This window comes from Ruegeria sp. BHSA123 (genome assembly GCF_059613425.1).
The window spans coordinates 90,544-108,462 of record NZ_JBXWSL010000005.1 but is presented as its reverse complement, the minus strand read 5'-3'; the positions used below and the strand labels follow the sequence as shown (position 1 = coordinate 108,462).

Here is a 17,919-nt window from a genome sequence, read left to right as displayed (position 1 = left end):
GCGGGCTTCAGCCCGCCATGTGCGATGGGTGGGTGCCGGGCTGAAGCCCGGCCTACGTTCGGACTACACCGATATGTTAAGTGACAGGGCGGAATGCCCCGTTAGGGTCGGGCGCATGATCTGTCGATTGCTCTGCCTTCTCCTGCTTATGACCGCGCCTGCCTTTGCCATGGGTCCCTGGAAAACCGAATGCCACGGCGATATTGCCTGTGGTCTCGGTGACCGCTCGTATCACGTTCTTGAACCTGATGGCTGGGATGGTGAAACACCTCTGCCGGTGCTGCTGCATTTCCATGGCTGGTCCCGGCAGGGCGCCGTGGTCGTGAACCACGAACGGATTGCCGGGGCCACGAAGCGTCGGGGTGTGCTGCTGGTGGCCCCGAACGGTTTGGGCAAAAGCTGGGATTTCTGGTCCGCAAGCTCGGATGATGTGCCTTTTGCCGACCGGGTGCTTGAGGATATCGCCAGGCGCTATCCGATAGACCCGACCCGCATCTATGTATCAGGCTATTCCTTTGGCAGTGCGATGGCGTGGCGCTTTGTCTGCGAAACCGGCGATGATATCGCGGCACTGCTGGGTGTGGCGGGAACACTCCGCCAGACCGAGACCTGCCCGCAAGCCCCGCGAGAGGCGCGGCATGTCCATGGGACAGATGACACGGTAATGGATTTCCCGTTTGGTCCGGGTGGCGACATGACATACCCGGTGGCGCTGTGGCGTGAGAAATATGGCTGCGGTGCAGCGACTCCGCGCGGTGATTGGAGTGTGGAACCGTTCCTGACGCTCAGACGAGTGGAATGGACCGATTGCGCGCAGGGGCAGGTGACGCTGGACACGCATGCCGGGGGGCATTTCATCCCCCATGGCTGGATCGGATGGCAGCTGGATGAGCTTTTGGGCCGCACCCCTACGTATCCGTGACGCGCAGAGCTTGCACACCCGCGCATTCTTTGCCATTGCCTGTGCCGACTGGATGTTTGCCAAAAAAGGCCCCGTGCAATGAAATTCACTCTGTCCTGGCTGAAAGACCACCTCGACACTGATGCTTCGGTTGATGAAATCGCCGAGGCGCTGACCGATCTCGGGCTTGAGGTCGAAGAGATCGTGAACCCGGCCGAACGGCTGGCAGGCTTTACGCTGGGCTATTTGAAACACGCCGAAAAACACCCTGACGCAGACAAGCTGCGCGTTTGCAAGGTCGATACAGACGAGGGCGAGCTACAGATCATTTGCGGTGCACCCAATGCGCGTGAAGGGATCACGGTCGTGGTCTGCAAACCGGGCATGTACATCCCTGGCCTGGACCTGACCATCAGCGTCGGCAAGATCCGCGGTGTCGAAAGCTTTGGCATGATGGCGTCCGAGCGTGAGCTGGAACTGTCGGATGAACATGACGGCATCATCGAACTGCCCTCGGGCGAAGTGGGTGATACATTTGTGGACTGGCTTGCAGAAAACGACCCTTCCAAAGTCGACCCGATGATCGAAATCGCGATCACTCCGAACCGCCCGGATGCGCTGGGGGTTGAAGGGATTGCGCGCGATCTGGCCGCGCGTGGAATTGGCACGTTGAAGCAGCGTGACTATACGCATGTTCCGGGTGATTTCGATTGCCCGATCAAGGTGACGATCGACGAAGACACGCTGGATGGCGCGCCACATTTCACTGGCCGTCTGATCCGTGGCGTGAAGAATGGCCCCAGCCCGCAATGGCTGCAGGATATGTTGAAGGCCATAGGTCTGCGTCCTATCTCGGCGCTGGTGGATATCACCAATTACATGACCTACGATCACAATCGCCCGCTGCACGTGTTCGACGCCGACAAGGTTCAGGGCAACCTGCGGGTGCACCGCGCCAAAGGCGGCGAGACGCTGGTTGCGCTGGATGAAAAAGAATACACGCTGCAACCCGGAATGATGGTGATTTCGGATGACAAAGGTCCGGAGTCGATTGCGGGCATCATGGGCGGTGAGGAAACCGGATGTACCGAGGAAACGGTAAACGTCTTCCTTGAAAGCGCGTTCTGGGATCATGTTCAGATCGCTCTGACGGGCCGTGCGCTCAAGATCAATTCCGACGCGCGCTATCGGTTCGAGCGCGGTGTCGACCCGGAATACACCCGCGAGGGGCTGGAACACGCGACCCAGATGATTCTGGATATCTGCGGCGGAGAAGCCTCCAACGTGGTAGAGGCGGGCAAAGCACCGAACCATGCACGCGCCTACAAGCTGAATGCGGAAAAGGTGCAGTCTCTGGTCGGGATGGATATTCCCGAAAGCGAACAGCGACAGACCCTGACCCGTCTGGGCTTTCGTCTGGAAGGCGAGATGGCCCATGTCCCCAGCTGGCGCCCGGATATCCTGGGCGAGGCAGATCTGGTGGAAGAAGTCGCGCGGATTGCTTCCTTGACTAAGTTGCAAGGCAGGCCGCTGCCGCGCGTGACCGAGGGGATACCGAAACCGGTGATGACCCCGGCGCAGCGCCGTCAGTCCATGGCGCGCCGTACCTGCGCGGCGCTGGGTTACAACGAATGCGTCAGTTATACGTTCATTGATCAGGCCTCGGCGGCTTTGTTCGGTGGTGGCGATACTACGACCATGCTCGAAAACCCGATTTCATCCGAGATGAGCCATATGCGCCCCGATCTGCTGCCTGGCCTGTTGCAGGCTGCGGCCCGCAATCAGGCGCGCGGTTTCGCGGATGTCGCCTTGTTCGAGGTCGGCCCGGTCTTTCACAATGGCGAGCCCGGCGATCAGAAAACCCAGATCACCGGCCTGCTGGTTGGACGTTCGGGCCCCAAGGATGTGCACGGTGCTGCGCGTCCGGTGGATGTGTTCGATGCCAAGGCTGATGTCGAGGCTGTACTGGCCGCCATTGGTGCGCCCGAAAAGGTTCAGATTTTGCGCGACGGCGAACCATGGTGGCATCCGGGTCGCCATGGCAAAATCTGTCTGGGTCCGAAAAAAGTACTGGGTGTCTTCGGAGAACTGCATCCGCGCGTTTTGCAGGCGATGGACATAAAAGGTCCGGCAATGGCGTTCACCATCTGGCCGGACGAAGTGCCTTTGCCCCGCAAATCCGGTGCCACTCGCGCTGCGCTGGAACTACGCGACTTGCAGGCGGTCGAGCGTGATTTTGCCTTTGTCGTCGATGCCGATGTCGAAGCGCTGACGTTGGTGAACGCAGCCGCGGGTGCCGACAAGGCGCTGGTCGAGAGCGTGCGTGTCTTTGACGAATTCATCGGCGGCAGCCTTGGCGAAGGCAAAAAGTCTCTTGCCATTACCGTGCGCCTGCAACCGACCGAGGCGACGCTGAAGGAAAAAGACATCGAAGCCGTGGCCGAGAAGATCATTGCCAAGGTCGCCAAGGCGACGGGCGGAGTTCTGCGCGGTTAGAGCTCTGAGGCTCCAATGGAAAGCGCGCCTTCGGGCGCGTTTTTTATTTGGACAGGAACTTGGTCAGTAAGTCATAGACCAGCCGGATGCGGCGGCTGGTGTGCAACTCGCGATGCGTGGTCAACCAGATCGGAAATGTGATAGCCTCCATCCCGGGGCACACACGCTCCATACCTGGCGTCGCATCGCCGACGGTCTGCGACATGGGCGCGATGCCAAAGCCTTGTTTGGCGTATTCCCAAGCCACTATTCCGTTCTGAGACCCAAGCCGGAAATTCTCGTTGGTCAGGTGAATGCCAAGCGGCTTCAGATAGGCGATCATCTGATTGTTGTCGCCAAAGCTGATGAACTCATGCCGTGAAAGGTCCTGCTTTGATTTTGGGCGTCCCGCACGGTTGAGATACTCTGTGGTTGCATAGAAATGCCCCGACGCCTCCTGTACCAGCTTGGCGATTAGGTCGGGTTGATCAGGACGGACATGGCGGATCGCGATATCTGCCTCGCGCCGCATAAGATCCTGAATATCGTTTGAGGCAATCACGTCAATCCGCAGGCGCGGGGCTTGCGCCCGGATTTCGCGCAGCAGGTCGGGCAAGACATAGGCCGACATCACGTCACTGGCGGTGATGCGAACCCGGCCTTCAATGGATTGTGCCTGTCCGGATGCCGTCAGCGCGATGCGGTTGGCGGCGTCCCCCATTTTGCGAGTATGATCCAGCAGCTCCAATCCGGCCTGAGTGATCTCAAGGGTTCTGCCAACCCGTTCAAACAGCATCACGCCCAAGTCCTGTTCAAGCGCTGCTATCTGGCGACTCAGGGTAGGCTGCGTTTGCCGCAGCTGCCGTGCCGCCGCGGAAAATGACCCAGTTTCAGCCGTCGCCAGAAAGGCCCGGATGTGGTTCCAATCAAAATCGCCAAACTCATTCATACAAAAATGTATAGTAAACCTGCAAATTTCGGCAATTTATATTCGGTCTGCGCATGAATAAATTCTCGCCGAAAGGAGACTCCTCAATGACCACCACTGCGAAATTCTGGGATGGAGTGGCCGAGAAATATGCCCGCTCGCCCATAAAAGACATGGCTTCGTACGAGCATACGCTGGAACGGACAGCGTCTTACCTGAAGAAAACCAATGATGTTCTGGAACTAGGGTGCGGCACAGGCATGACTGCTCTGAAGCTGTCCGGATATGTAGGATCTATCACTGCAACCGATGTGTCCCCCGGTATGTTGGCCGTTGGACGTCGAAACGCCGCTTCGCAAAGCATCGAAAACGTCACCTTTACCGAGGCTGATGCAAATCGACCGCCTGAGGGTTCTTTTGATGCGGCGCTGGCATTCAATCTTTTGCACCTGGTCGAAGATCTGGATCTGACATTGAGCCGAGTACATTCGGTCCTTAGACCCGGCGGACTGTTTATTTCGAAAACATTTTGCCGACCGTCCAGCGGAGCGAGCCTGAAGTATTACGCTATTCGTCTCGCGCTTCCGATCATGCAGTTCTTTGGTAAGGCTCCGTTTGTGCGATTCCTGTCTGAGGCGGATCTTGATGCGGCCATTGAACACGCCGGGTTCCGCATCATCGAGAGCGACAGTTTCCCCGTACGTGACGCTCGCCGATTCCTAGTGGCTCGCAAAATGTAGGGGTTTTTCCGGAATCCGCGTTGGGCTTTGGGTGTGGGACCCTTAAATTGGTCGGAAACAACAGCGGAGTTTGCCATGGGCCTGAACGTTTATCTCTCCGGAGAAATCCACACTGACTGGCGTGAACAGATCATCGATGGGGCGCAAGGCTTGGACATGACCTTCAACAGCCCTGTTACCGATCACGCGGCTAGTGATGATTGTGGTGTGGCCATTCTGGGGGCCGAGCCGAACAAGTATTGGCACGACCACAAGGGAGCGATGGTCAATGCGATCCGGACCCGCAAGGGGATTGCAGATGCGGATGTTGTCGTCGTCAGGTTTGGCGACAAATACAAGCAGTGGAACGCCGCCTTTGACGCGGGTTATGCTGCAGCATTGGGCAAGTCGATCATCGTTCTGCATGGCTCGGATCACCAGCACGCGCTGAAAGAGGTTGATGCCGCCGCGTTGGCTGTGGCGGAAGAACCCGTTCAGGTGGTCGAAATTCTGCGTTACGTGCTGACAGGCGCTCTGCCCGGCTGATCGATAAAAGTGGCGCCGGTTTGGCGCCCCATTTCTTTTAACTGTTATCAGTCTCGTGCGGGTATGGCTTTGCAGCGCTGAACCGCTGGGCGTTGGAAGAAACGATCGACATAAGCGACGACATTGGAATAACCGTCCCAGTCAACAACATCCTTAGAACCATAGAAATCCAGTGCATTCAGCCACGGAGCAAGAGCGATATCCGCGATGGAATACTCGCCCGCGATCCAGTCCTGTCCTTCCAGTTGCGTATTCACCACGTTCAGCAGGCGCTTGGCTTCGTTGATGTAACGCTCGCGCGGTCGCGGATCTTTTATCGCGCTGCCTGCGAATTTGTAGAAAAAGCCTAGCTGGCCAAACATTGGCCCGATGCCGCCCATTTGAAACATCAGCCATTGTGTGATCCGGTGCTTGTCTGCCGCGTTTTGGCCAAGGAACTTACCTGTTTTCTCGGCCAGATACAGAAGGATGGCACCGCTTTCGAACAGGGCCAGCGGCACGCCATCCGGACCGTCGGGGTCGATTATCGCCGGGATCTTGTTGTTCGGGTTCAGCGACAGGAACTCAGAGCTTTTGACATCAGCATCTGCCAGTGTCACCAGATGCGCCTCATAGGGCAGGCCGGTTTCCTCAAGCATGATCGAGGCTTTGACGCCGTTTGGCGTTGGATAGGAGTAAAGTTGAAGGACGCTGGGGTCCGTCGCAGGCCATCTGTCGGTTACAAAAAAAGGCGTAAGTTGAGACATGAAACCTCCTGAGTAATGCCGTTTGGGGAAAAGTAGGGTGGCTTTCCCCTAAAAAACATACCCTTCTTCATGCGTTTAACGCACAATTCCTATGCGCTCATGCGTGAACAGAGGCGTGGTCTTAAAAAAGCAAGAGGGATGCTATGCTGGAAGAATTCAAGACGTTCATTGCCAAGGGCAATGTCATGGACATGGCGGTCGGTATCATTATCGGTGCCGCATTTACCGCAATTGTTACCTCGTTGGTGGGCGACCTGATCAATCCGCTTATTGGATTGTTCACAGGGGGTATCGACTTTACGAACAACTACGCCGTTCTGGCAGGCGATGTGGCCGAAGGTGCGAGCCTTGAAGCGGCACGTGAAGCAGGCGCATCCGTCTTTGCCTATGGTGCTTTCATAATGGCGATCATCAATTTCCTGATCATCGCCTGGGTTGTCTTCATGCTGGTAAAAATGGTGAACAAGGTCAAAGACGCGGCCGAAGCAGAGGAAGAAGCGGCTGAAGAAGCCCCCACAGGTCCTAGCGAATTGGACATCCTGATGGAAATCCGGGACGCTTTGAAGAAGTAGGCCTGTCGTTTCATCGCGACATCGGGCTCCGCACCAATCGCGGAGCCTGTATTATTAGAATTGCCGAACAGAAAACACGAGGAAATTCGAGATGGAACAAACCGCCGACTTGGCCGAGCAGGCGATTGGTATGGCCAATCAATACTTGCCCATTGCCTTGAATGCAGCGAAAGCTCTGATCGTTCTTGTTTTGGGTTGGATCGCCGCCCGAACGATCGCGGGTGTAGTACGCCGCCGGATCAACAAAACACCACAGATCGACCCGACACTTGGGAATTTTGCCGCCAGTGTGATCAAGTGGGCAATTCTGGCCATAGTTCTGGTCGCCGTTCTAGGGATCTTCGGGATAGAAGCCACCAGTATCGTCGCCATTCTGGGTGCTGCCTCGCTGGCTGTCGGGTTGGCACTTCAGGGTACGTTGAGTGATCTTGCGGCCGGTGTAATGTTGGTGGTTTTCCGGCCCTACAAGCTTGGACAGTATGTGGATATCGGTGGCACGGCAGGAACCGTTATGGACCTGAGCCTGTTCACGACCGAGCTTGTGACCCCCGACAATGTGCAGATCATTGTTCCAAACGGTCAGGCATGGGGGTCGATCATCACCAATTATTCAGCCCATGACACACGACGTGTCGATCTGGTGTTTGGAATTGATTACGGGGACAGCGCAGATACCGCCATGCAGATCATTCTGGATGTGGCCAAGGCCGACCAGCGCATTCACAGCGACCCTGAACCCTGGGTGCGGGTCACGAATCTGGGTGACAGCTCGGTCGATCTGACTGCGCGGCTATGGTGTGCGGCAGCCGATTACTGGGACGTCAAGTTCGAGCTTACGAAAGTGGTGAAAGAGGCGTTTGACGCCAAAGGTGTTTCGATTCCGTATCCACATTCGGTCGAAATTCAAAAACAGGGGTGACGGCTGGCGCTCAATGATCTGACAGTCTTTCATACCGTCCGCGTATTGAAAAGGGCACCGCGTAGAAACGCGGTGCCCTTTTTTGTGAAAGCCGTCGGTTCGGTACCGAACGCGCCACCCTGAGAATTACCATCACCAGGCAACTTCAGGAGTGGAGGCACTTACGATTTGACCACCACATTTGGCGAAACGACGTCGATGCCAAGGGCCTTGCCAACGGCATAGTAGGTCAGTTTGCCAGCATGAACGTTCAGACCTTCCAGCAAGTGCGGATCGTCCTGACATGCCTGTTTCCATCCCTTGTCGGCCAGCGACAGCATGAACGGCATCGTGGCATTGCCCAGTGCGATGGTCGAGGTGCGCGCAACAGCGCCCGGCATGTTGGCCACACAGTAGTGCATGATACCATCGACATTGTAGATCGGGTCGGCATGGGTGGTGGCTTTTGACGTTTCAAAGCACCCGCCTTGGTCGATGGCGACATCCACCAGTACTGCGCCGGGTTTCATCGTCGACAGTTGAGCACGCGACACCAGTTTCGGTGCGGCAGCGCCGGGGATCAGAACAGCACCGATGACCATATCAGCGTCCTGGATCAGTTCAGCGGTGGCGCCCGCTGTCGAATACTGGTTCTTGAAAGTTCCGCCAAAGACATCGTCCAGATAGCGAAGACGCGGCAGTGACCGATCCAGAACGGTGACATCAGCCCCCATTCCGGCGGCAATCTTGGCCGCATGTGTCCCGACGACGCCGCCGCCAATCACAACTACTTTGGCCGGGCCAACGCCGGGAACGCCGCCCATCAGAACCCCACGGCCACCATTTGCCTTCTGCAAGGTCCAGGATCCAACCTGAGGTGCCAGCCGACCGGCGACCTCGGACATGGGTGCCAGCAGCGGCAGACCGCCGTTAGCATCCGTTACGGTCTCATAGGCGATTGCGGTACAGCCCGACTCCAGCAGGTCGTGCGTCTGATCCGGGTCCGGAGCCAGGTGCAGATAGGTGAACAGCAACTGCCCTTCACGCAGCATCTTGCGTTCAACCGCCTGAGGTTCCTTGACCTTGACGATCATGTCAGCGGTGGCAAACACCTCTTCTGCGGTGTCAACGATTTGCGCGCCTGCTGCAACATAGGCGTCATTGTCGAAACCTGCGCCGATGCCTGCACCGGATTCGATCAGGACTTGGTGTCCGCGTGCAACCGCTTCCTGAGCGGCATTGGGCGTCATCCCGACGCGGAATTCCTGAGGTTTGATTTCCTTGGGGCAACCGATTTTCATTGGGCTCTCCGTTCATAAGCTGCTTAAATTATGTGCATTTCGTGGCGCAATTTCTGTGAAAGAAAACGTGCTAATGGACTTTTCTTTGGAAGAATTTCCCGTACTATTCAAAAAACTCGCAAAGGAATTGCAGGAATGAGCCTGGACACGACCGATCGAAAGATTCTGGCCGCACTTCAGAAGAATGGCCGAATGTCGAATTCCGAGTTGTCTGAACAGGTCAACCTGTCTCCGTCTGCGTGCCACCGCCGCGTTCAACGGTTGGAGGTTGACGGCTATATCCGCAACTACGTGGCTCTGCTGGATGCGCGGAAAATGAACGTGCCAACCACCGTTTTTGTCGAAATCACGTTACAAGGTCAGGCCGAAGAGGTTCTGGATGTGTTCGAAAAGGCGGTGGCCCGAATACCGGATGTGCTGGAGTGTCATCTGATGGCAGGTACCGCAGATTACATTCTGAAAGTTGTGGCGGAAAATACAGAAGATTTTGCGCGTATCCACCGGCAATACCTGTCGCGCTTGCCGGGGGTGGCGCAGATGCAAAGCTCATTTGCGTTGCGTACCGTGTTCAAGACCACGGCCTTGCCGGTCTGACCGTCATAATGAGCCGGGATAGGTGAACAGCAGCAGGTGGGTCAGGTTAAACCCGAAATGCATCGCAACAGGCACCCAGAGCCGACCGGTAGCATAATATCCCAACCCGCACCCCAGCCCGAGAAGGGCTGCGAATACTACAAGCGCGGGTCCTCCGCCGATATGCGCCAATCCAAACAGCAGGCTGGCGGAGACCAGACCGCCTGTTACTCCAAGGCGCGAGGTAATGGCCGACTGCAAGTAGCCGCGAAAGAACGCCTCTTCCGTAAGACAAGTCAGAAATAGGTTGGACAGGCAAAATACCATCCACCAATAAGGGGTTGAGAGGTCCAAGCGCACCGCGCCCAGCGATAGACCCAGCAGAAACAGGCCAGGCAAAATCAGCAAACCCGCTAGCAAAGGTCTTATTCTGGTCTGGATTGCGCTGTTCAGCATTCCGGGCCTGGCCAGAAGAACAGCAAAGAAGACCATGGGTTTGTCCAGATTCAGGTGCAGTGTGAAACTTGTGCTGAAAACACTTGCCTGCACCTGATCCAGCAGTTTCAAATTGTTGAACCCTGGGAACAGATGTGCCCCCAATGCCAGGCACCACAGGATCAACAGCGTATGCCCTGCGATAGCGAGCAGACCTGTCTGGCGTGGGAGGAAGAAGGCCACGATCAGACCAAGCGCCACCGCCACGATTGCTGTCGGTGACATCAGCCCGGCAACCCAAGCAACACTGACGAACAGAACCAGCAGGGCAAACGCAAGGCCAGTTCGACGCACCATCGCCGCGACTTGCGCTGTGATCAGGATCAGCCAGGGCCAGATGACAGGCAATGTCGAAAAGAATAACGTCACGGCGTTCTCGTCTGAATTGTGGCCCCAGTCATGCCGCACAAAAACAAGGCAATGCAAGCAACTAGAAAGCGCGCGACTGATGCCTTGTGTCAATTCTTGTGCTTGTATCCTTTGGGCCAGACGTACACATTCGGGTAAAAGACCATATACCCGTCCAGACGCTGATTTCCGATTGAGACTGCTGCAACGGATCGGCTTCAATTTACCTGATGACATCAGGCGGTTACACAGGCCCGATATGGTTCGAACCCGATGACTGAGAAGGAGCTGATCTTGGCTTACGAAAACGATGGGGGCACCAAGAACTGGCTTGAGGCCGAGTTGGAAGACACGCTGGACGAAGATTTCGAGATCGAGTTCAGCGAGCCTATGCTGTCCATGGAAGTCCGCAAAATCTATCGGGACCAGCACCCCGAAATGCTGGATCGCAAGGTCTATTTCCGAAACCTGCTGCGATTGCAGGCCGAGTTGATCAAGGTGCAGGATTGGGTGCAGCACACTGGTGCCAAGGTTTGTATCCTGTTTGAAGGCCGTGACAGTGCGGGCAAGGGGGGCGTGATCAAACGGATCACGCAGCGTCTGAACCCCCGTGTCGCCCGTGTGGTTGCCCTGCCAGCGCCCAGTCGCCGCGAGCAGAGCCAATGGTACTTTCAACGCTACGTGCCGCATCTGCCTGCGGCCGGTGAAATCGTGTTGTTCGACCGCTCGTGGTACAACCGGGCAGGGGTTGAACGTGTGATGGGCTTTGCGTCCGAGGACCAGGTTGAACAGTTCTTTCAGGACGTTCCCGAATTTGAACGGATGCTGGTCCGGTCAGGGATCATTCTGCTGAAATACTGGTTTTCGATCACGGATGAAGAGCAGCAACTGCGGTTCCTCATGCGTATTCACGACCCGATGAAACAGTGGAAACTGTCACCGATGGATCTTGAATCCCGTATTCGCTGGGAGGCGTATACGAAGGCCAAGGAAGACATGTTGTTCCGAACCAACATACCCGAAGCACCGTGGTATATCGTTGAGGGCAATGACAAGAAACGCGAACGTCTGAATTGTATCGAGCATCTGTTGACCAGAATTCCCTACGAAGACGTGCCACAGGAAAAGGTCAATTTGCCGGACCGGCGGTACAATCCTGAATACGAGCGGCGGGTTTTGCCAGACGAGCTTTACGTTCCAAAGATCTACTGAGCAACGCATGCGAGGTCGGCAGGGCCGACCTCGCACAATTTCAAGTGATCAGGCTGCATCCATCATGCAGTCATGGGTGAAGATATTGATCATGAAGACATCGCAGCTATCGTCTTCGGATGTTTCGGTGTCGACAGGCTCAATCTCGGTCTCCGGGGTGGTATCTAGGGTCGGCATGATATCGACGTCGTCGACATCTGCCACATCAGTGCCGCCATTCATGTCGTCGGCCCAATCAAACTCGTCAAACTGCGCTTGCAGGTTTTCAAGGAAGCTGGCGATTTCATCCAGGAAGGCCTGAATGTCAAAGCAGAAGGCTTCCGGCTCACCGCCATCAACGACTTCGGTATCGGGCGTTTCAGGTTGCGGTTCCCCGGTTTCGGTTACGTCAGTATCGGGCGCTTCAGGTTCCGGTTCTTCAGTTTCGGTTACGTCAGTGTCCGGTGTTTCGGGTGTTGGTTCCTCGGTACCGGGGGTTTCAGGTTCCGGTTCTTCGGTCACGGTGACGTCAGTATCTGGGGTTTCGGTTTCCGGTTCCTCTGGCTCTGCAACTTCATCCGGTGTTGTCGGGGGAACGGGCGGTGTGTTTGTATTGCCGTTGTCCAGCATGACAGCCGCGTCAGTCGCAGCAAAGTTTTGCGTGACCATCACCGCATCGAAGCCCTGCATGTCACCGGTTTCGATCCCGATCCCGACATACTTGAAATCCGGGTTCAGGATATTGGCGCGGTGACCCGGACTGTTCATCAGGTTTTGATGCAACTGGGCGACATCGTCGCTGATACCCGGCGCGCCGCGTTCGGACTGCCATGCGATGTTTTCCCCGGTGCGCCAGCTTCCTTCAAGATCGAACCCCGCGTTTTGCATCCGCTGGGTTGCGCTGGAACCGCCTGAACCGGTGTGGCTGAAGGTGTCTGTATTCAGCATCCAGGTGCTGTGATCTTCGGACGAGTCGTTCAGCTGCGTTTCAAGTTGCAGCGGGTTGAGACCGCGGGATGTGCGCTCCTGGTTTATCAGCGCCAGCATCTCGCGTTCGTATGTACTTGCAGTCGACATATTTGCCTCCGTTTGTGTTTGTGTCCTTGCGGACGGGCTCACTTAGAGGCGGGGACGTCGCGGGTGATAGAGGGCGGCGCAATTTAGGCGAGTTTTGGCGGCCCGATGCTACCGAGACGAGATTCGCTGCGCTGCAAAGCGCCGGGCAAAACACTGCCTGTACGGAAATGGCAGCTTGCCGCACAACCTGAACCACGAGTCGGCGGATTGTATCCGAGCCCGGAAACGACAAACCCCCGGGCCATGCCTCGGGGGTCGTCAAATAGTGTCATCCAAAGCTGGACGAAATCAAAGATCTCAGAGCAGACCTTCGCGCTGGGCTTTCTTGCGCGCCAGTTTACGGGCACGGCGAATCGCTTCAGCTTTCTCGCGCGCTTTCTTCTCGGACGGTTTCTCGAAATGTTGCTTGAGCTTCATTTCACGGAACACGCCTTCGCGCTGCAGCTTTTTCTTCAGGGCACGAAGCGCCTGATCGACGTTATTGTCGCGAACACTAACCTGCATGTGGTTGTCACCACCTTTCTAGATAGAGTTGCAAGGAAATTGCAGGAGTTGGCCGTATAGCAAAGCCGCCCTAACTTGTCTAGTACTGGACCTGACAACCGGAGAACCGTCATGACCACAACATATGAAGATGCAAAACGGCAGCTTTTGGACGCGATGCTGAATCATGTTCCTTTCGACGGCTGGTCGGAAACCAGCTTTCGCGCCTCGGTTTCCGATTGTGGTCTGGATGACGGTTTGGCACGTGCAATTTGCCCGCGCGGGGCGGTTGATCTGGCACTGGCCTTTCATGCGCGCGGCGATCAGGTGATGCTGGACCGCCTCAGGTCCGAGGACATGAGCGGTCTAAAATTCCGCGATAAGATTGCCGCTGCGGTCCGGTTCCGGTTGCAGGCTGTTGAAGACAAAGAACTGGTGCGCCGGGGCATGACGCTGTTTTCCCTGCCAGCATATGCGGCCGATGGAGCCAAGGCCTTATGGCAGACCTGCGACCTGATATGGGACGCGCTGGGCGATACGTCGGAAGATGTGAACTGGTATACCAAACGGGCAACCTTGTCGGGGGTCTATTCCTCGACCTTGCTGTTCTGGCTGGGTGATGACAGCCCTGACCATCAGCGCACGTGGGAGTTTCTGGATCGCCGGATCGCAAATGTCATGGAGTTCGAAAAGCTCAAGGCTCAGGTGCGTGACAACCCGGTGTTGAAACCCTTTCTTGCAGTTCCGAACTGGCTGGCGGGTCAGGTGAGGGCGCCGGCCAAGATGCGGGATGATCTGCCTGGCATGTTGAACCCCCGAAAGTAACGCGTCTTGGTGCTGGGCCTTGCCTCTGATGCCTGTTAGGCATTGGGCAAAGGAGGTGCCTATGACCCAGATGATGCGTGCTGTTGAGATCACTCAACCGGGTGGTCCCAATGTTTTGCAGCTGACCGAACGTCCTATCCCTAAGCCGGGGGCCGGACAGGTTGTATTGAAAGTGGCCTATGCCGGGGTGAACCGCCCCGACGCTTTGCAACGCGCGGGCGCTTACGATCCGCCGCCGGGCGCCAGTGACCTGCCGGGGCTTGAAGCTTCGGGCGAAGTGGTCTCGGTCGGTGCGGGGGTCGAAGGACTGTCTGTCGGTGATCAGGTCTGCGCACTGTTGCCCGGCGGTGGCTATGCGGAATACGTTTCGACCCCAGCGGCTCATTGTTTGCCTGTGCCCGCGGGTATGGGAATGAAAGAGGCAGCGTGTCTTCCCGAGACCTTCTTTACAGTCTGGTCCAACGTGTTCATGCGTGGCGGGTTGAGGGCAGGTGAACGTTTTCTGGTTCACGGTGGGTCCAGCGGTATTGGTACGACGGCAATCCAACTGGCCAATGCCTTTGGCGCGCGCGTTTTCTCCACGGCTGGGTCGGATGAGAAATGTGAGGCTTGCATCAAGCTGGGCGCGGAGAAAGCGATCAACTATCGCGACGAGGATTTCGTAGCAGCCATGCGCGCCGAAGGTGGGGCAAACCTGATTCTTGATATGGTCGGCGGTGATTACATCCCCCGCAACGTCAAGGCCCTGGCCGAAGATGGGCGGCTGGTGCAAATCGCGTTTCTGCAAGGGCCTGTGGTCGAGCTGAACTTTGCCCTGATGATGGTCAAGCGCCTGACCCTGACCGGCAGCACCTTGCGCCCACAAAGTGATCTGGCCAAGGCGCAAATCGCGCAGGACCTGCGCGAAGCTGTCTGGCCTCTGTTGGATGCCGGAAAAGTTGCGCCCGTGATGGACAGCGAGTTTGATCTGACCGAAGCCGCCGCCGCCCATGCGCGCATGGAAAGCTCGGGTCATATTGGCAAGATTGTTCTGAAGATCGCGGGTTGAATTTAGAATGCGCGGGCGTGTCCCGCGCGTTCACGCAACGGCGCGGCGATACAGATGCCACGTGGCATGACCCAGAACGGGCATCACCACGATAAGCCCCAACAGCAGTGGCAAAGCTCCCAGGAACAAAAGCACCGCTACGATGAATCCCCAGGTCAGAATGACGCCGGGGTTGTGACGCAGCACCCTGAATGATGTCACAACAGCAACCGGCAGGCCTACTTTACGGTCCAGCAGCAAGGGAAAACTGACGACGCTGATCGCCAGTGCGCAAAGCGCAAAAACGAATCCAACCGCTGTTCCAACAATGACCATCGTCCAGCCCGCGGAGGTCGTGAACACCTGCGTGGCAAATGCGCTGAGCGACGCTGGAACCTCGGGGCCCATCGTGTAGGTGTGAATGCTTTGTGCCACCATCAGCCAAAGCAGCAGCAGCATCACAAGGTAAAACCCCAAAACCAGAATTGCTCCGAATGACGGCGAGCGGAGCACACCAAATGCGTCCAGCCAGTGAACCTCGCTGCCCTGTTCACGCTTGCGGCTGATCTCATAGAGGCCCACGGCCGCAACTGGCCCGATCAGCGCGAAGCCAGCGACCAGAGGGGCCAGAAGCGGAACCAGGTTGGCATTCAGGGCAAAGCCGAACATCAAAAGCCCGGCAACCGGGTATACCAGGACAATGAACACCACATCCGCTCGGGTTTCGAGAAAATCCTGATACCCCGCCCTCAGGCAGGCGCGTAGGTCTTGCAGGGTCAAGGTCTGCACCATTGGCACTTGCGTTGGATCTGCACTGCCAAGTTGCGAGACGCTTTCTGTAACGTGGTCACCTGTGGCGCCCAGAGCCTGGGCCGCCCAGCTGATCGGGTTTCCGATTGTCTTAGCCATTTCTTCACCCTTCCCTGGCGAGACTTGCGCCGCGGAACGGATCCGGCATTCAGTTGCCCGTGGCCGGCCCAACCGGCAACGCCATGCCTCAGTATAACATAAATTTTCGAAATCTGGATCAATACTCCGGCATCGGACGGATTGCCCTGTGTCACAGTCATGTTAGCTTGATGGCAGGCAAGAGGAGGTCAGGATGCAGAAAACAGCGAAAACGGTTGTGATTCACGAATTTGGTGGGCCTGAGGTTTTGCGGATCGAAGACAGGCCTGTAGGTGACCCCGGTCCGGGTGAGATACGTATTCGGCATCAGGCCTGCGGGTTGAACTTCATCGACGTATATCAACGCACCGGCCTGTATCCCCTTGATCTTCCCCATGCTTTAGGCATGGAAGCGGCGGGAACCGTTGAGGCGGTTGGGGATGGGGTGACCCACCTTCAGCCGGGGCAGCGGGCCGCTTACGCCGCAGCCCCGCCCGGTGCTTATTGTGAGGCGCGCGTGATGCCCGCTGCGCAGGTTTGCCCGCTACCGGATGGCATCACATTCGAAGCCGGTGCAGCGATGATGCTGAAAGGTCTGACGGTTGAATACCTATTTCACCGGACCACACCATTGAAACGGGGTGATACGGTCCTGTTCCATGCGGCAGCTGGCGGGGTCGGGCTGATCGCATGCCAATGGGCTAAATCCGAAGGCATCACCTTGATCGGAACGGCGGGGAGTGACGAGAAATGCAGCCTTGCGCGGTTTAACGGGGCCGCGCATTGCATCAATTACAGGTCCGAGAATTTCGCAGAACGCGTGGCTGAGATTACAAAGGGTCAGGGCGTAGACGTGGTGATGGACTCGGTCGGAGCGGACACGTTCGAAGGATCACTGGATTGCCTGAAACCGCTGGGCATGATGATTTCCTTCGGCAACGCCTCGGGCCCGGTTCCACCGTTCAACCTTGGGGTTCTGGGCCAGAAAGGCTCGCTCAAGATCACCCGGCCCACGTTGTTTACTCATATCGCGGATCATGCGGTGTGTCAGGCAATGGCACGTCGCCTGTTTGGCAAAGTCGAGGGGGGTGAGGTCAAAGTCCATGTCGATCAGCGTTTTGCCTTGGATCAGGTTGCTGATGCGCATCGTGCGCTTGAGGCGCGGCAAACGACTGGCAGCACAATTCTGGACCTGTAACTCTGGACCTGTAACGCAGTATCCAAACGATATTGCCCATTGAATTGGGACACTTGATGCGCTGAATGGGAAGGGCAAGAGGTCTTCAATAACATACGGCGGCGGAAAACCCGCCGCCGCTGTGCCTGAAATAATCAGGTTTTACTGCGATTGCAGCTCTGCCGGGGATTTTTCAGCAATCGTTTCCCAGTTTGCGCTCGCGCTTTCGATGAAACCCGGGATGTCGCCTTCCCAGCGCTCCTGAATGTCTTTGGACAGGTTCAGATACAGCTTGTTGTCAACGATCTTCCAGTGGTTCGGGTCGCCGTCGAATTTAAAGCCCATGGCCGCGCCGAAGGCACAATAGCCGCCATATGCGGGCAGATATGCATCAGGATTGGCTTCAAAGGCTACTTTGTTTTCTTCCGACGAAAACCGGTACAGTGCATCATCGTGCAATGCAGTAATGCGGTAATCGCCCTTGGTCGCTTCGCCAGCGGTGAAGTACGCCACCGGATCATAGCCCTGCATGGCCAGACCAGTCGAGCTTGCGTTAATTTCGACGCCAGCCGCCAGTGCGGAGGTTGCCAACGTGACAGACAGTGCCACGCCACTGATCAGAGATTTAAACTTGTTCATTGCTTCACCTTTCGTGAAATGAGCCCGTTCAGCACCGCAATAATTGCCGCCGTAAGGCCCAGATTGTTGTCCTGTGTGGCCCGTAATTGACCGTCACGATAGCGATTTGG

19 protein-coding genes are annotated in these 17,919 nt (G+C 56.7%); 11 read left to right on the top strand and 8 right to left on the bottom strand.

All coding sequences use genetic code 11. The features are described 5' to 3' along the window. The first annotated feature begins 115 nt into the window (after positions 1 to 115). The gene (locus AC2FNC_RS04365) at positions 116 to 922 is read left to right on the top strand and encodes a CE1 family esterase (protein ID WP_496714688.1); all 807 of its coding nucleotides are present in this window, start codon (positions 116 to 118) and stop codon (positions 920 to 922) included. Between the two features lie 78 nt (positions 923 to 1,000). Continuing rightward, positions 1,001 to 3,397, top strand: a complete 2,397-nt coding sequence (pheT, locus tag AC2FNC_RS04360) for a phenylalanine--tRNA ligase subunit beta (protein WP_496714687.1) — start codon at positions 1,001 to 1,003, stop codon at positions 3,395 to 3,397. A 43-nt stretch (positions 3,398 to 3,440) separates the two neighbouring features. Here the strand turns inward: pheT and AC2FNC_RS04355 are convergent, their stop codons facing one another. Next, positions 3,441 to 4,325, bottom strand: coding sequence for a LysR family transcriptional regulator (locus AC2FNC_RS04355; RefSeq protein WP_480554257.1), 885 nt, complete (start codon positions 4,323 to 4,325; stop codon positions 3,441 to 3,443). 86 nt (positions 4,326 to 4,411) lie between these two features. Here AC2FNC_RS04355 and AC2FNC_RS04350 point away from each other — a divergent pair, with 86 nt between their 5' ends. Then, the gene (locus tag AC2FNC_RS04350) at positions 4,412 to 5,044 is read left to right on the top strand and encodes a class I SAM-dependent methyltransferase (RefSeq protein WP_480554256.1); all 633 of its coding nucleotides are present in this window, start codon (positions 4,412 to 4,414) and stop codon (positions 5,042 to 5,044) included. Between the two features lie 75 nt (positions 5,045 to 5,119). After that, positions 5,120 to 5,569, top strand: a complete 450-nt coding sequence (locus AC2FNC_RS04345) for a YtoQ family protein (RefSeq protein ID WP_480554255.1) — start codon at positions 5,120 to 5,122, stop codon at positions 5,567 to 5,569. A 47-nt stretch (positions 5,570 to 5,616) separates the two neighbouring features. Here AC2FNC_RS04345 and AC2FNC_RS04340 read toward each other — a convergent pair whose 3' ends face one another. Then, positions 5,617 to 6,315, bottom strand: coding sequence for a glutathione S-transferase family protein (locus AC2FNC_RS04340; RefSeq protein WP_496714686.1), 699 nt, complete (start codon positions 6,313 to 6,315; stop codon positions 5,617 to 5,619). 143 nt (positions 6,316 to 6,458) lie between these two features. Between AC2FNC_RS04340 and mscL the strand changes: the two genes are divergently transcribed. After that, a complete protein-coding gene (mscL, locus tag AC2FNC_RS04335) occupies positions 6,459 to 6,887 on the top strand; it encodes a large conductance mechanosensitive channel protein MscL (RefSeq protein WP_480474950.1) in 429 nt (142 codons plus the stop codon). Between the two features lie 130 nt (positions 6,888 to 7,017). Further along, positions 7,018 to 7,806: a mechanosensitive ion channel family protein gene (locus AC2FNC_RS04330; protein WP_480624757.1), complete on the top strand. Its 789-nt coding sequence runs from the start codon at positions 7,018 to 7,020 to the stop codon at positions 7,804 to 7,806. Between the two features lie 161 nt (positions 7,807 to 7,967). On the opposite strand, the gene ald is transcribed toward AC2FNC_RS04330, so the two are convergent. Then, positions 7,968 to 9,086: an alanine dehydrogenase gene (gene ald / locus AC2FNC_RS04325; protein WP_480554253.1), complete on the bottom strand. Its 1,119-nt coding sequence runs from the start codon at positions 9,084 to 9,086 to the stop codon at positions 7,968 to 7,970. 135 nt (positions 9,087 to 9,221) lie between these two features. Between ald and AC2FNC_RS04320 the strand changes: the two genes are divergently transcribed. Next, positions 9,222 to 9,680 carry an Lrp/AsnC family transcriptional regulator gene (locus AC2FNC_RS04320; protein ID WP_209506641.1) on the top strand — a complete coding sequence of 153 codons (459 nt, stop codon included), beginning with the start codon at positions 9,222 to 9,224 and terminating at the stop codon, positions 9,678 to 9,680. A 3-nt stretch (positions 9,681 to 9,683) separates the two neighbouring features. On the opposite strand, the gene AC2FNC_RS04315 is transcribed toward AC2FNC_RS04320, so the two are convergent. Next, the gene (locus AC2FNC_RS04315; RefSeq protein ID WP_480622967.1) at positions 9,684 to 10,523 is read right to left on the bottom strand and encodes a CPBP family intramembrane glutamic endopeptidase; all 840 of its coding nucleotides are present in this window, start codon (positions 10,521 to 10,523) and stop codon (positions 9,684 to 9,686) included. Between the two features lie 273 nt (positions 10,524 to 10,796). Between AC2FNC_RS04315 and ppk2 the strand changes: the two genes are divergently transcribed. Continuing rightward, a complete protein-coding gene (ppk2, locus tag AC2FNC_RS04310) occupies positions 10,797 to 11,714 on the top strand; it encodes a polyphosphate kinase 2 (protein WP_209506639.1) in 918 nt (305 codons plus the stop codon). Positions 11,715 to 11,762: 48 nt separating this feature from the next. Here ppk2 and AC2FNC_RS04305 read toward each other — a convergent pair whose 3' ends face one another. Continuing rightward, entirely contained in the window at positions 11,763 to 12,770 is a 1,008-nt protein-coding gene (locus AC2FNC_RS04305) for a CAP domain-containing protein (protein ID WP_496714685.1), read from the bottom strand. A 297-nt stretch (positions 12,771 to 13,067) separates the two neighbouring features. After that, entirely contained in the window at positions 13,068 to 13,274 is a 207-nt protein-coding gene (rpsU, locus tag AC2FNC_RS04300; RefSeq protein WP_005614280.1) for a 30S ribosomal protein S21, read from the bottom strand. A gap of 111 nt (positions 13,275 to 13,385) precedes the next feature. On the opposite strand from rpsU, the gene AC2FNC_RS04295 reads away from it, so the two are divergent. Beyond that, positions 13,386 to 14,078, top strand: a complete 693-nt coding sequence (locus AC2FNC_RS04295) for a COQ9 family protein (RefSeq protein ID WP_480494363.1) — start codon at positions 13,386 to 13,388, stop codon at positions 14,076 to 14,078. A 61-nt stretch (positions 14,079 to 14,139) separates the two neighbouring features. After that, positions 14,140 to 15,126 (top strand): NAD(P)H-quinone oxidoreductase, encoded by a 987-nt coding sequence (locus AC2FNC_RS04290; RefSeq protein ID WP_496714684.1) that lies wholly within the window; start codon positions 14,140 to 14,142, stop codon positions 15,124 to 15,126. Positions 15,127 to 15,156: 30 nt separating this feature from the next. On the opposite strand, the gene AC2FNC_RS04285 is transcribed toward AC2FNC_RS04290, so the two are convergent. Then, positions 15,157 to 16,014 (bottom strand): DUF2189 domain-containing protein, encoded by an 858-nt coding sequence (locus AC2FNC_RS04285; RefSeq protein ID WP_480474962.1) that lies wholly within the window; start codon positions 16,012 to 16,014, stop codon positions 15,157 to 15,159. Positions 16,015 to 16,207: 193 nt separating this feature from the next. Between AC2FNC_RS04285 and AC2FNC_RS04280 the strand changes: the two genes are divergently transcribed. Next, on the top strand, positions 16,208 to 17,191 hold the full coding sequence (locus AC2FNC_RS04280; RefSeq protein WP_480554249.1) for a quinone oxidoreductase family protein: 984 nt from the start codon (positions 16,208 to 16,210) through the stop codon (positions 17,189 to 17,191). Between the two features lie 141 nt (positions 17,192 to 17,332). Here the strand turns inward: AC2FNC_RS04280 and AC2FNC_RS04275 are convergent, their stop codons facing one another. Further along, positions 17,333 to 17,809, bottom strand: a complete 477-nt coding sequence (locus tag AC2FNC_RS04275; protein ID WP_480486578.1) for a YHS domain-containing (seleno)protein — start codon at positions 17,807 to 17,809, stop codon at positions 17,333 to 17,335. Positions 17,810 to 17,919: the final 110 nt, after the last annotated feature.